At 41.8% G+C, this 14,498-nt stretch carries 12 protein-coding genes, 3 pseudogenes and 1 riboswitch; of the genes and pseudogenes, 14 read left to right on the forward strand and 1 reads right to left on the reverse strand.

Features of this window, described 5'->3' with window-relative positions:
- Positions 1–23 precede the first annotated feature (23 nt).
- Positions 24–557 carry a Holliday junction resolvase RecU gene (locus LI074_RS03230; protein WP_120062353.1) on the forward strand — a complete coding sequence of 178 codons (534 nt, stop codon included), beginning with the start codon at positions 24–26 and terminating at the stop codon, positions 555–557.
- 168 nt (positions 558–725) lie between these two features.
- Here LI074_RS03230 and LI074_RS17725 read toward each other — a convergent pair.
- Positions 726–857: pseudogene (locus tag LI074_RS17725) on the reverse strand (DUF6783 domain-containing protein).
- Between LI074_RS17725 and LI074_RS17730 the strand changes: the two are divergent.
- The 13 genes and pseudogenes from LI074_RS17730 to LI074_RS03290 all read left to right on the forward strand — a co-directional run.
- Positions 807–932: pseudogene (locus LI074_RS17730) on the forward strand (DUF6783 domain-containing protein); the annotation flags it as partial. The pseudogenes LI074_RS17725 and LI074_RS17730 sit on opposite strands and share 51 nt — an antisense overlap.
- 645 nt (positions 933–1,577) lie before the next feature.
- Entirely contained in the window at positions 1,578–2,696 is a 1,119-nt protein-coding gene (hisZ, locus tag LI074_RS03235) for an ATP phosphoribosyltransferase regulatory subunit (protein ID WP_022381095.1), read from the forward strand.
- 3 nt (positions 2,697–2,699) lie between these two features.
- On the forward strand, positions 2,700–3,347 hold the full coding sequence (gene hisG, locus LI074_RS03240; RefSeq protein WP_008702990.1) for an ATP phosphoribosyltransferase: 648 nt from the start codon (positions 2,700–2,702) through the stop codon (positions 3,345–3,347).
- 2 nt (positions 3,348–3,349) lie between these two features.
- Positions 3,350–4,654 (forward strand): histidinol dehydrogenase, encoded by a 1,305-nt coding sequence (gene hisD, locus LI074_RS03245; protein ID WP_008702991.1) that lies wholly within the window; start codon positions 3,350–3,352, stop codon positions 4,652–4,654.
- Between the two features lie 107 nt (positions 4,655–4,761).
- The gene (gene hisB, locus LI074_RS03250; RefSeq protein WP_008702993.1) at positions 4,762–5,349 is read left to right on the forward strand and encodes an imidazoleglycerol-phosphate dehydratase HisB; all 588 of its coding nucleotides are present in this window, start codon (positions 4,762–4,764) and stop codon (positions 5,347–5,349) included.
- 90 nt (positions 5,350–5,439) lie between these two features.
- Positions 5,440–5,754: pseudogene (hisI, locus tag LI074_RS03255) on the forward strand (phosphoribosyl-AMP cyclohydrolase); the annotation flags it as partial.
- Positions 5,755–5,951: 197 nt separating this feature from the next.
- Positions 5,952–6,128: riboswitch (cobalamin riboswitch) on the forward strand.
- A 201-nt stretch (positions 6,129–6,329) separates the two neighbouring features.
- Positions 6,330–7,757, forward strand: a complete 1,428-nt coding sequence (locus tag LI074_RS03260) for a sirohydrochlorin cobaltochelatase (RefSeq protein WP_055058010.1) — start codon at positions 6,330–6,332, stop codon at positions 7,755–7,757.
- A 324-nt stretch (positions 7,758–8,081) separates the two neighbouring features.
- Positions 8,082–9,101, forward strand: a complete 1,020-nt coding sequence (locus LI074_RS03265) for a hypothetical protein (RefSeq protein ID WP_022381097.1) — start codon at positions 8,082–8,084, stop codon at positions 9,099–9,101.
- Positions 9,102–9,251: 150 nt separating this feature from the next.
- Positions 9,252–10,391 carry an ABC transporter substrate-binding protein gene (locus LI074_RS03270; protein WP_120062355.1) on the forward strand — a complete coding sequence of 380 codons (1,140 nt, stop codon included), beginning with the start codon at positions 9,252–9,254 and terminating at the stop codon, positions 10,389–10,391.
- 172 nt (positions 10,392–10,563) lie between these two features.
- The gene (locus tag LI074_RS03275; protein ID WP_370865700.1) at positions 10,564–11,550 is read left to right on the forward strand and encodes a FecCD family ABC transporter permease; all 987 of its coding nucleotides are present in this window, start codon (positions 10,564–10,566) and stop codon (positions 11,548–11,550) included.
- Positions 11,551–11,629: 79 nt separating this feature from the next.
- A complete protein-coding gene (locus tag LI074_RS03280) occupies positions 11,630–12,787 on the forward strand; it encodes an ABC transporter ATP-binding protein (RefSeq protein WP_008702999.1) in 1,158 nt (385 codons plus the stop codon).
- Positions 12,788–13,022: 235 nt separating this feature from the next.
- Complete coding sequence (locus tag LI074_RS03285; protein ID WP_008703000.1) at positions 13,023–13,742, forward strand: glycosyltransferase family 2 protein; 720 nt, start codon at positions 13,023–13,025, stop codon at positions 13,740–13,742.
- 431 nt (positions 13,743–14,173) lie between these two features.
- Positions 14,174–14,437, forward strand: a complete 264-nt coding sequence (locus tag LI074_RS03290) for a hypothetical protein (protein ID WP_008703001.1) — start codon at positions 14,174–14,176, stop codon at positions 14,435–14,437.
- Positions 14,438–14,498: the final 61 nt, after the last annotated feature.

A 14,498-nucleotide genomic window follows, 5' to 3' on the forward strand; every position in this document is an offset into this window, starting at 1 on the left:
AATAAAATTTACGGAGAAATAAAGTGGCAACATGGAACAGCAGAGGTTTGCGGGGATCCACTCTGGAGGATCTTGTAAATCGTACAAATGAACAATACAGAGAAAAGGGACTGGCACTTATCCAAAAAATTCCCACTCCGATCACACCTGTCCGTATGGATAAGGAAAACCGTCATATTACGCTGGCATATTTCGAGCAACGAAGCACTGTAGACTATATCGGAGCAGTACAGGGTATCCCTGTCTGCTTTGATGCCAAAGAATGTGCGGCGGATACTTTTCCACTTGCGAATATCCATCCTCATCAGGTGGAATTTATGCAGGCATTTGAAAAGCAGGGAGGGGTGGCTTTTTTTCTTATATTCTACAGCCATGAAAACCAGTTCTATTACCTTACACTGCGCAGTCTCCTTACTTTCTGGAACCGGATGCAGGAAGGCGGCCGCAAGAGCTTCCGGCGCGAAGAACTGGAATCTCAGTATTATTTGAATAAAAAAAGCGGGTTTCTTGTGCCCTTTCTGGATGGGATTCAGATTGATCTTGATGAGAGGGAATAGAAGAGGGACGCGCAGAAATTTATTTTATTTCTGGTGCGGTTTCGGCATCTAAGAGTTTCTAAGGCAAAAAAAATCTGCTAAAAGCATGAGCCGTCTTCTCAAACTCGCTCCGTCGCCGACTTCGCTCAGACAGTGAAACAGCCGGCTCATAACGCAGATTTTTTTTGCCTAAGAAACTCTAGAGTGTGTCTGAAAAATCATTCCCGCAATCTGCACGCCCCACTTTGCGGGATATTTCACCCGAATTCAGTTGCCGTAGCCCGCTACGGCGCCCTCATCCGGGCAAAATATCCCACAAATTGTGACGCACATCTTGCAGAAAGCCTTTTTCAGACACGCTCTAAGATACCTGCAAATGCACCGGAAATAAAATAAATTTCTGCGCTGTGTATTGGCAGTAACTATGAAGAAATCAACTTGCTGGCATACTATAGCAAGCCTCTTATAATGTATATTGATTCAGTTCATCAGAGCGTAAAATCCTGCGTCAGATATCCTTGACGTGCGTCAGCACGCCTGTAGGTATCTTCCTTGTCTTTCGCACTCGGCTGAACTGTCTTAAATGCATTAGTTAATAGACTTGCTATAGCCATCATAATCTTCCATATTGTGAGAACCAGCTCGGAAACATATTGTATTTGAGGTGCATTTGCAGGTGTCTTAGAGATTCTTAGTTTTCAGGAAATCTGCGTTATGAGAAGAAAAGCCCCTTGTCTGAGCGACAGCGAGTAATTCCGGGCTTTTCTTCTCATGGTTTTAGCAGATTTTCTGAAGACTTAGAAGCTCTTAGGCACCGAAACCGCACATCAAATACAATATGTTTCTGAGCGTCCCTCTAAACACACATAACGAATAGACAAAAACAACAATACAATAACATTAACTGTACTTGACATTTATTTGAAAACCTATTATAATTCTATCTAGTTACACATTGCTTTGGTAGCACGTTACCACACTAAAGCAAAATATAAAATAATAACAAAAAGAATTACAACATAACCAAGAGGAGGACCACCCATGCAGCGTATTTTCCACACCCCTGAAGGTGTAAGAGACATCTACAACGGCGAATGCAGCCAGAAAAGAAAGGTACAGGAGAAAATCCATCGCGTCTTCCACCAGTATGGCTATGAAGACATAGAAACCCCGACATTCGAATACTTTGAAGTATTCAGCCGCGAAGTAGGAACCATCCCATCCAAAGAACTTTATAAATTCTTTGACAGAGAAGGCAATACCCTGGTACTCAGACCTGACTTCACCCCGTCTGTATCCAGAGCCTGTGCAACCTACTTTTCCCCGGACAAAGAACCTGTAAGCCTCTGCTACACAGGAAACACATTTATTAATAACACCAGCTACAGAGGACATCTCAAAGAAACCACACAGATGGGAGTAGAACGGATCGGTGATGAATCCGCAGATGCAGATGCAGAACTTCTTGCCATGACAGTGGAATGCCTTCTGGCAGCAGGTCTTACAGAATTTCAGGTCAGTGTCGGACAGGTAGATTACTTCAAATCCTTATTAAAAGAAGCCGAACTCGGTCCGGAAGCAGAAGAACGTCTTCGTGTTTTGATCTCGCAGAAAAATTCTTTCGGAGTAGAAGAGTTTGTAGAAGAACAGAAACTCAAAGACAGTATGCAGAAAGCCTTTACTGAAATCCCACAGATGTTTGGTTCAGAAGAAGTCTTAAAGAAAGCCAGAAGTCTGACAAACAACGCCTGCGCACTGGAGGCAGTTTCCAGACTGGAAGAAATCTATGAGATTATGAAAAACTACGGATATGAAAAGTATATCTCTTTCGATTTTGGAATGCTTAGTAAATATCAGTACTATACAGGTATCATTTTCCAGGCATATACTTACGGAACCGGTGAACCTATGATCAAGGGAGGCCGTTACAATGGCCTGATGAAACACTTTGGCAAACCTGCGGCATCTATCGGATTTGCCCTTGAAGTAGATAACCTTCTTCTTGCACTTTCCAGCCAGAAACTGATCTCTGAGAAAGAGGAGAAGCCGGAAGTGATCGAATACGAGCCACAGAACCGTACAGAAGCCATTAAAGAGGCACAGAAACTTCGTGCAGAGGGCAGATGTGTGGCATTACGTTTGAAAAAGGAGGCCAGATAAGCCATGAGATACCTGACAGTTGCCCTGACAAAAGGCAGACTTGCCAACAAAACAATGGAGATGTTTGAGAAAGCAGGAATCACCTGCGAAGAGATGAAAGATAAAGATTCCCGTAAACTGATCTTTACCAATGAAGAACTGAAGATGAAATTCTTCCTTGCAAAAGGGCCGGATGTTCCTACCTATGTAGAGTATGGTGCGGCAGATATCGGAATTGTGGGAAAGGATACGATCCTGGAGGAAGGCCGTAAGCTTTATGAAGTGATGGATCTTGGATTTGGAAAATGTAAGATGTGTGTCTGCGGACCGGAGAGTGCCAGAGAAGTTCTGGAGAACAACCAGCTGATCCGTGTGGCGACTAAATATCCAAATATTGCCAAGGATTACTTCTTTAACAGAAAACACCAGACAGTAGATTTGATCAAATTAAACGGTTCCATTGAACTGGCACCCATCGTTGGTCTGTCTGAAGTGATCGTAGATATTGTGGAGACCGGAAGTACACTGAAGGAAAACGGACTGAAGGTGCTGGAAGAGGTCTGCCCGTTGTCTGCCAGAATGGTAGTCAATCAGGTGAGCATGAAGATGGAAAATGAGAGAATCCGTAAACTTATTGAAGACTTAAGAAGAGTTCTTCAGGAGGAGATGTAAAGATGCGTACAGTAAAATTAACAAAAGAATCAACAAAGGATATTCTTGAGAATCTGCTGAAAAGAAGCCCGAATAACTATGGGAAATTTGAATCCACAGTAGCTCAGATCCTTGATAAAGTAAAAAATGAAGGGGACGCAGCCCTTTTTGCCTATACAAAAGAATTTGACAAAGCTGATGTGACAAAAGAGACTATCCGCGTCACAGATGCAGAAATTGAAGAGGCTTATGCGCAGATTGATCCTGCACTTCTTGGAGTGATCCGCAAAGCTCTGGTCAATATCCGTCAGTATCATGAAAAACAGATCCAGAACAGCTGGTTTACAAGCACAACAGATGGAACTATGCTTGGACAGAAAGTAACACCGTTAAATCGTGTGGGTGTCTATGTACCCGGTGGAAAAGCAGTTTATCCGTCTTCTGTACTGATGAATATTGTACCTGCGAAAGTGGCAGGAGTCCCGCATATTGTTATGACAACACCGCCCGGAAAGGATGGCAAAGTATGCGCTTCCACACTGGTAGCAGCCAAAGAAGCAGGAGCAGATGAGATTTATAAGGTGGGTGGTGCACAGGCGATCGGTGCCCTTGCTTTCGGAACAGAGAGTATTCCGAAGGTAGACAAGATCGTAGGTCCCGGAAACATTTTCGTAGCTCTTGCAAAGAAAGCAGTATATGGCTATGTAAGCATTGACTCCATTGCAGGACCGAGTGAGATCCTTGTTCTTGCAGATGAGACAGCTAATCCGCATTTTGTGGCAGCTGACCTTCTTTCCCAGGCAGAGCATGATGAACTGGCATGTGCTATCCTGATCACTACAAGTGAGGAATTTGCGAAGAAAGTAGATGAAGAAGTAAAAGGTTTCGTGGAGGTTCTTTCCAGAAAAGAAATCATTCAGAAATCTCTTGATAACTTTGGATACATTCTGATCGCAGAGGATATGGACGAGGCGATTGAAGCAGCTAATGAAATCGCTCCGGAACATATGGAGATCGTGACAGCCAATCCCTTTGAAGATATGATGAAAGTGAAGAATGCAGGCGCGATCTTTATCGGAGAGTACAGTTCCGAGCCACTGGGAGATTATTTTGCAGGTCCGAACCATGTACTTCCTACAAACGGAACAGCCAAATTTTTCTCAGCCCTTTCCGTAGATGATTTCATCAAGAAATCAAGTATTGTATATTACTCAAAATCCGCACTGCGTAATATACACAAAGATATCATTCAGTTTGCAACTTCTGAGCAGCTTACTGCACATGCAAATTCTATTGCAGTTCGTTTTGAGGATGAAGATAAAGAATAATGGTAAGGCTTTGAATCTGAAATCTGCTATAATGTAAACTGTAGTTTGCGCATTAAAACAATGGATTCAGAGTGTTTGAAAATAAGTAAGACAGAGAGGACTTAACCATGGCAAGAGAAGCCTCAGCAGAAAGAAATACAAAAGAAACAGAAATCAAATTAAAAATAAATCTGGATGGAACCGGATATTCTGATATTGAGACAGGTGTGGGATTTTTTAACCATATGCTGGATGGATTTACCCGTCATGGGCTCTTTGATCTCAGTGTCAGAGTCCATGGTGATCTTCAGGTGGATGACCATCACACCATCGAGGATACAGGAATTGTTCTGGGAACTGCATTAAAAGAAGCAATTGGTGACAAAAAGGGGATTAAGCGCTATGGAAGCTGCATCCTTCCCATGGATGAATCCCTGGTGCTCTGTGCGATTGATCTGTCCGGAAGACCTTACTTTGTATGGGATGCAGAGTTTACCACAGACAGGATCGGTGACATGTCCACGGAAATGGTAAAAGAGTTCTTCTATGCCATTTCCTATGCCTGTGGCATGAATCTTCATATCAGGGTTCTGGCAGGTGGGAATAATCACCATGTAGCAGAAGCAATGTTCAAAAGTTTTGCCAAAGCACTGGACGCAGCCACATCCTATGATCCAAGGATCACAGATGTTCTGTCTACCAAGGGCAGTTTGTAAAATTTGAAAATTTACGAAATGATTTATGGCAATCAATAAATTAGATGGAGACAGAAAATGGAAAATACAGTGAATTTAAAAAGCAGCATCGCATGGTCTGATTTTAAATTAAACAGTGATGGAATGGTACCTGTTATAGCCCAGGATTATCAGACAAACGAAGTGCTGATGCTGGCGTATATGAATGAAGAAGCATTTAATACCACTCTTGAAACAGGTAAAATGACTTACTGGAGCAGAAGCCGCAATGAACTCTGGACGAAGGGACTCACATCCGGACATCTCCAGTTTGTAAAATCCCTTACACTGGATTGTGACAATGATACGATCCTTGCTAAAGTAGAGCAGATCGGTGCAGCCTGCCATACCGGAAACAGAACCTGTTTTTTCAAAGCCCTGACAGAAGTGTAATGAATAACGCGATAATATACATACAAGCCAAAATTCCATTGCCGCAGGCAATCTGGAATGAATTTTGGCTACGTTACTGTGAACGGAGTGAACAGTAACACTAATGCCAAACATTAAAGGAAAATATACACGAATTGTATTGACATTTTTGTTAAAATGTGATAAAAAAAGAATATCCGAATTGAATATGTGCAATGTTATAACGCAAAGGTTGCATCGTACTTGATGTGCAAAAGAGAATCCGGTGAGAATCCGGAGCGATACCGTCACTGTGTATGGGAGCTGCTTTTCAGAAACCACTGGGAAACTGGGAAGGGAGAAACAGCGATGATCGAAGTCAGGAGAACTGCCTTGGCGTAGAATTTAAGGTCTGCGGTATACAGAACCTGTATTCTCATAACGATACATAGCTCTTTTATTAAATGAATCAGACAGAATCGGAAATTACAGATATATCTGGTACATATAAACCATGTATTTATGGGAAAGCGGTAGCTGCAGAATATGCAGTTGCCTTTTTTGTGCATACAATTGTCCGGAAATACGAGAAATAAAAGAGGAAAAACGAAATGAAAAGAAAATCCATGTTAGCCTTATTACTGGCAGTATCCATGACCTGTTCCATGACAGCAGCAACAGGTACAGTTGCTTTTGCATCTGATGATGCAGCAACAGAAGAGGCTGCAGATGACACAGAAGCAGCTGCAGACGATGCAGATGCAGCAGATACAGAGGAAGCATCTGATGATACAACAGAAGCTTCTGATGATGATCAGAAAGCCGCAGACGAAGTTGGTGCCCTGATCGATAAGATTTATGTTCAGGAAAGAACAGACACAACTGACGAAGACTGCAAAGCAGCAAAAGAAGCATGGGACAAACTTACAGATGCTCAGAAAGAACTGGTAACAGGTGAAGAAGCAAGCCCTGAATACTTTGGACGTGACACAGGTGATGCTTCCAAAGATGATCCTCGTAACCAGGATGAGATTGGTGAGAATGAACTTCTTGTAGTAAGTTTTGGTACATCCTTCAACGACAGCCGTGCAGAGGATATCAAAGGAATCGAGGATGCCCTTGCAAAAGCATATCCGGACTGGTCAGTAAGACGTGCATTTACAGCACAGATCATCATCAACCATGTACAGGCAAGAGATGATGAAGTAATCGATAATATGCAGCAGGCTCTTGACCGTGCAGTAGCTAACGGTGTTAAGAATCTTGTTGTACAGCCGACACATCTGATGCATGGTGCAGAATATGATGAAATGACAGAGGCAATTGATGGATACAAAGACAAATTTGAATCTGTTGCAATTGCAGAGCCAATGCTCGGTGAAGTTGGTGATGACGCTACAGTGATCAATGATGACAAGAAAGCAGTTGCTCAGGCAATCACAGATGAAGCTTGCAAGGAAGCTGGATTTGATGATATGAAAGCAGCAGCAGATGCAGGCACAGCATTTGTATTCATGGGACATGGTACATCCCATACAGCTAACGTAACCTATGACCAGATGCAGACACAGATGGATGATCTTGGATTCACAAACGCTTTCATCGGAACTGTAGAGGGAGAACCGGAAGACACAGCATGTGACAAGGTTATCGAGAAAGTAAAAGAAGCAGGATTCAAGAATGTAATCCTTCGTCCTCTGATGGTTGTTGCCGGAGACCACGCTAACAATGATATGGCTGGTGATGATGCAGATTCCTGGAAATCTCAGTTTGAGGCATCCGGTGATTTCGACAGTGTTGACTGTCAGATCGCAGGTCTTGGAAGAATCGCAGCAGTAGAAGATCTGTATGTGGCTCATACAAAAGCAGCAATTGATTCTCTTGGAGCATCTGACGATGCAGCAGCAGAAGATACTGATGCCAAAGCAACAGATGACAGTGCAGACGATGCACAGGCAGACGATGCACAGGCAGACGATGCACAGGCAGATGACGCAGCTGAGACAACAGCTGATACTGCAGAGGCTGACGCTGAATAAAAAATATTGTTCAAACAAGATAAACTGCCCGGAGAACTTGCAAAAGTTTCCGGGCAGATATATTATATGATAAGAAAAAAAGAAGTCATAGCAATTCCATAAAATACTGCAAACAGTTCGCACGTTTCTGTTCATTCCGTTCACAGTAACGTGCGCACATCTGAGAAAGATCCAGAGGAACTGTCTTAATTGCATTATTTTCTGGAATTACTATAATATATTTGCCATCACCTGTTCAAAAGCCTGTTGCTCTGCAGCAGATGGGTTGAACAGCACGATAGAAAAAACTATAAAAAATATGAAGATAAGGGAGAAGAAATAATCATGAAGAAACGTTCATTTACATTATTAATGTCAGCACTTACTATTTCAGCTACTCTGATCGGTACAAGCCCGGTTGCTGCAAAGACAGATACTGATACGGCAACAGAAGAAACCACTGATAAAGAAGAAACAACTGCAAAAGATGCTGATTCAGAAAACACAGATAATAAAGAAACAGATGCATCCAAGAGTGATACATTAGAGGATGGCACCTACACAGCAGAATTTGATACAGACAGCGGAATGTTCCATGTAAATGAAGCAAACGATGGAAAAGGAACCCTTACAGTAAAGGATGGCAAGATGACTATCCATGTAAGCCTTGCTTCTAAGAAAATTGTAAACCTTTTCGTCGGAAAGGCAGAAGATGCACAGAAAGACGGGGCAGAGGTTCTTGAGCCAACCACAGATACTGTTACATACAGCGATGGAATGAGTGAGGAAGTATATGGATTTGATATCCCGGTACCCGCAATTGATGAAGAATTCGATGTAGCTTTGATCGGAACAAAAGGAAAATGGTATGACCATAAGGTAAGTGTCAAAAATCCTGTAAAATCCGATGATACAGATGCAAAAAAAGATGATAAAGAAAATAAAGATGCAGATTCCAAAGCAGATGACACAGACAAAGATGCGAAAGACAGTAAGACAAGTGAAGGTAAGACTCTGGCAGATCTGAATCTTGAAGACGGCGATTATACCATGGATGTAACTCTCACAGGCGGTTCAGGAAGAGCAACCATTGATTCTCCTGCAGCCATTAATGTAGAAGGCGATAAAGCTACAGCAACTATCGTATGGAGCAGTCCGAACTATGATTATATGCTTGTGGATGGTGAGAAATATGAGCCGGTTAATAAAGACGGAAACTCCACTTTTGAAATCCCTGTCAGCGTATTTGATGCAGAGATGGAGGTAACAGCAGATACAGTAGCAATGAGTGAGCCTCACGAGATTGACTACACCTTAAATTTTGATTCCACAACTGCCAAAGAAGCAGAAAAAACAGCAAAATAATCATATCAAATTTCCATTTCCAAAAGTGATTTTTGATGTATTCTGACTCGTAACTGTGAAGGTACTGAACAATTACAAACAAAGAAAGAAACAATTATAAAGATGAAAAACATAATAAAGAAACAGCAAAAAACAATATTTATCGGTTTTATGTCAGTTGCATTATTTATTATCTGTATATGCACTGTCTGTACAGCATACGCAGCAGATAAAGACAATGCAAAAACTCCTGTGGATATCCCGGGACTTACCTATGATCACAGTATGGAACTTTCCTACGCAGAAGAATTCAGTGTGGACTATTACAATGATGGCTATGCTCTGATTACTATCGATCAGGAAGGACAGTTTCTTGTAGTTCCAGAGGGAAAAAAGGCTCCAAAGGGGCTTGAAAAAGATATCACAGTCATTCAACAACCGCTGAACAACATCTATCTGGTAGCAACCTCTGCCATGGATCTTTTCCGCGCAATTGACGGTATTGACAGCATTCGTCTTTCAGGAACTCAGGAGAATGGATGGTATATCCAGGAAGCAAAAGATGCCATGGAATCCGGAAAAATGATTTATGCAGGCAAGTACAATGCACCGGATTATGAACTGATCCTGGATGAAGGCTGTGGTCTTGCCATTGAATCAACTATGATCCATCATAATCCGGAGGTGGAAGAGAAACTGGAACAGTTTGGTATCCCGGTAATGGTAGAACGTTCCAGTTATGAGAGCCATCCTCTGGGAAGAACTGAATGGATGAAACTCTATGCTGTGCTTCTCGGAAAGGAAGATGTAGCTGAGAAGGCATTTAAGGAGCAGACAGACAAGCTTGACAAAGTTCTGACCTCTGATGATAAAGATACAGGTAAAACAGTAGCATTCTTTTACATTAATTCCACAGGTGCTGTCAATGTGCGAAAGAATGGTGATTATGTTTCAAACATGATCGAGCTGGCAGGCGGCAAATATGTTCCCGAAGATACAGGAGAAAGTGATAATGCTTTGTCTACCATGAATATGCAGATGGAAGAATTTTATGCCAAAGCAAAAGATGCGGACTATATCATCTATAACAGTACTATCGACGGTGAACTTTCTACTATTGATGAACTGTTGGCAAAAAGTAATCTTCTGGCAGATTTTAAGGCAGTGAAGGATGGAAATGTGTGGTGTACGGGTAAAAATCTTTTCCAGGAAACCACCGAACTTGGAACCATGATCGAAGATATTCATACAATCCTTACTACAGATGATGATTCGCTGGATGAACTTGCATATATGCATAAGTTAAAATGATATTTATAACTTTTCGGCACACTCGAATCCGCATCCTATGCGATTGGTATAGTTATTTACGAATGGCACTGAAATATGTTTGCGGGATTCTGCAGAACTGCCAAAAGCAGGAAATATAAAAACAAAAGGAACAAAAAATATGGATGACAAAAAACGTACAGCCAGATACTGGATGGCATTTCTTATACTGGCGGTGTTTCTGATGATTTTATTTGTCTGGAATGTAAATGCCGGAAGCATTCATCTTTCAGTGAGTGAGATTCTGAATATTATTTTCAGACATCAGGGAGATGCGACTGCTTACAATATAATATGGGAAATCCGTCTTCCCAGGATTCTGTCAGTGATCATTCTTGGAGGAGCACTTTCTGTATCCGGATTTCTTCTTCAGACATTTTTTAATAACCCTATTGCAGGTCCCTTTGTACTTGGAATTTCTTCAGGAGCCAAGCTGGTAGTTGCACTTCTGATGATTTATTTTCTGAGCAGATCTATTTCCATGGGTTCTGCAGCCATGATCATTGCAGCATTTATCGGTTCTATGATTTCCATGGGATTCGTCCTGCTGGTTGCAAAAAAAGTCCACAACATGTCCATGTTGGTTATCAGCGGTGTCATGATCGGTTACATCTGTTCTGCAGTTACAGATTTCGTAGTTACCTTTGCGGATGACTCCAATATCGTTAATCTTCACAACTGGTCACTAGGAAGTTTTTCAGGAATGTCCTGGGGTAATGTGAAAGTAATGGCAATAGTAGTTCTGCTCACAATGGTGATCGTGTTCTTTATGTCTAAGCCTATCGGTGCCTATCAGCTGGGTGAAGTTTATGCCCAGAATATGGGAGTGAATATCAAGCTGTTCCGCATAGGACTGATTCTCTTATCCAGTATTCTGTCTGCCTGTGTGACAGCTTTTGCAGGACCAATTTCTTTTGTTGGCATTGCAGTGCCTCACATTGTAAAAAGCCTGCTGAAAACAGCCAGACCGCTCCTTGTGATTCCGGCTTGCTTTCTGGGAGGGGCAGTATTCTGTCTTTTCTGTGATCTGATCGCCAGAACCGTATTTGCACCTACAGAACTCAGTATCAGTTCCGTAACAGCAGTGTTTGGCGCACCGGTTGTAATCTATATCATGATCCGCAGACAGAAGAGAAATTGATATAAAAAGCAGGAGTAGAATACGCTATCCGGGCAGATTACTATAAGATGCAGCATAAAAAAGGAAAACAGGAAAAAATATGTCAGAGAAAATAGCAGATGTAATAAAGGAAACAGAAAATAACAAAGCAGACCGGCAGGAACAGTATTTTTTCCGTACGGATCAGCTGACTGTGGGATATGACGGAAAACCTCTTATCAGAGAAATCAATATTCAGCTGAAAAAGGGAGAAATCCTCACTCTCATCGGTCCTAACGGTGCCGGAAAATCCACTATTCTTAAAAGCATCACCAGACAGCTTGCCACGATCAGTGGTACTGTTTATCTGGATAAAGAGAAAATGGCAAAGATGACCAATAAAGAGGTCTCTCAGAAACTGGCAGTCGTGCTCACAGAGCGTATGCGTCCGGAACTGATGACCTGCGAAGACATTGTAGCCACAGGGCGTTATCCTTATACAGGAACTTTGGGAATACTCTCCGCAGAGGATAAGACAAAGGTAAAGAAATCAATGGAAACCGTCCATGCATGGGATTTAAAAGACAGGGATTTTACAGCCATCAGTGATGGTCAGAGACAACGAATCCTTCTTGCCCGGGCTATCTGTCAGGAGCCGGAGATCATTGTACTGGATGAGCCGACTTCTTTTCTGGATATCCGTCATAAGCTGGAACTTCTTACCATTTTGAAACAGATGGTGCTGGATCATCAGCTTACAGTGATCATGTCGCTGCATGAGTTGGATCTTGCACAGAAAATATCTGATAAAGTTATCTGTGTACATGGAGAATATATAGAAAAATATGGTGCTCCGGAAGAAATCTTTACTTCTGAGTATATTCGGAAGTTGTATGGAATTACCAGAGGAAGCTATAATGCTGCTTTTGGATGTGTGGAGATGGATCCGCCCAGAGGTGAACCTCAGGTGTTTGTAATTGGCGGTAATGGAAGCGGAATTCCGTATTATCGAAAACTGCAGAGACAGGGAATTCCGTTTGCGGCAGGAGTGCTTCACACGAATGATGTAGACTGTCAGGTAGCCGGTGCACTTGCAGACCAGGTGATTACAGAGAAACCTTTCGAAAGTATTTCACAGGAATCTTATGATAAGGCTGTGGAATTGATGAAAAAATGTCAGAAAGTTATCTGTCCTCTGAAAGACTTCGGAACAGTGAATGCCGCAAACAGGGAACTGCTTCGCCTTGCGCGGGAGCTGGGAATACTGGCAGAGCTATAGGTTACTGTTCACTCCGTTCCCAGCAACACGCTTCGCGATGCACAGAATTTATGCTAATCGCATAAATTCGCGCAGTATGTCTCGGGTTTTCTGTGACCTTCGCTCACAAAAAACACCTCGCGGGATATTAGCAGTGAACAGTAACAGCTATAGTACATCGTTTTCGAAATAATATTATTATTTCATGTATATGTATGCTATAATGGATACCATCAATCATCCAAAGGAGAGAAATATGGATAAGTTATACATTGTTATCCCGGCATACAATGAGCAGGATAACATTGAACAGGTCATTAATGACTGGTATCCTGTTATAGAGAAGCATAACGGAAACGGTCAGTCACGTCTGATTGTCATTGATGACGGGAGCAAAGATTCTACATATGAAAAACTGAAACAGTGTACAAAGACACGCCCTCTGCTGATTCCGATAACAAAACCAAACGGCGGTCATGGTGCAACTGTGCTTTATGGCTATAAATATGCACTCAAAAATGGTGCAGATTACATTTTCCAGACAGATTCAGACGGCCAGACATTGCCGGAAGAATTTGAACCGTTCTGGAAACGAAGACAGAAATATGATATGGTCATCGGCTGGAGAAAAGACAGACAGGATGGAATATCACGTGTTTTTGTAACAAAAACTCTGAAACTGGTTATCCGTATCTGTTTTGGGGTAAATCTGACAGATGCCAACACTCCGTACCGTTTGATGAAAGCAGAGACGATGGCCAGGTACATACATCTGATTCCGAAGGACTTTAATCTTTCCAATGTACTTCTGGCTGTTATTTATAAGAAGAAGGGATGCAGCATCAAATTTCTTCCTGTCACATTCAGACCTCGTCAGGGCGGGGTGAATTCCATTAACATGAAGAAAATCTGTAAGATCGGAAAACAGGCGGTAATAGATTTTGTGAAATTGAACAGGATTATCCGCCGAACATAAAAAATGATGAAAAAAAACTGTTGTTCCTACAGTGATCGTGAGGAACAGCAGTTTTTTTATGTTATAGGAAATTACTCCGTAATGTTCCTATAACATAAAAAAGCCCTCCGGGCAGGATCGCACTGCGACGGAGAGGAATTATGTCGCTGAAGCGACCCGCCGCAGGCGGAGAATCCTGCAAGCAGGATTCTTTCTTGTATTTTCAGATAAATGTCGAATCATATCATAAGATGTCGGACGAAATAAATTGACATTTTCTTTAAACAAAATTACAATTATAGTTGTAATAAGACAGAAAACGGTATGTACCGATCTGCACACATCGGGTACATAACACACATAACACAACAAATCAACATATAACAAAACAACACACACAGGTAACAAGGTTACCACAAATGTAAAAATAATAATAGGGAGAAAAGAATAAGATGAACAAAATGAATGAATTGTGCGAAATGGAATTAACAGGTCGTTACGAGGAGAAACTTTCTGCTCTGAAAGCGGAAATCAGTGCAGCAGATGAGTATATCAGGCAGGATAACAGTGACCTGACGGAATTTGAGAACCGATATGAGCGCTTAGATATCCCGTATCGTGTAAAAAGATTTCTGGATGACTATATTGCGTGTATGCAGACAAAATATGAACGTCTTGCAGACCTGTGCTATCTGGCGGGAGAACAAGGATTATAAAAAAATCTTGTTTTATCTGTCGAAATAAAGTATTGTAGTAATATACTATATTTACGACAGA

The organism is Blautia sp. MSK18_10 (assembly GCF_020553185.1).
In the GTDB taxonomy this organism is placed as follows: Bacteria; Bacillota; Clostridia; order Lachnospirales; family Lachnospiraceae; genus Blautia_A; species Blautia_A wexlerae.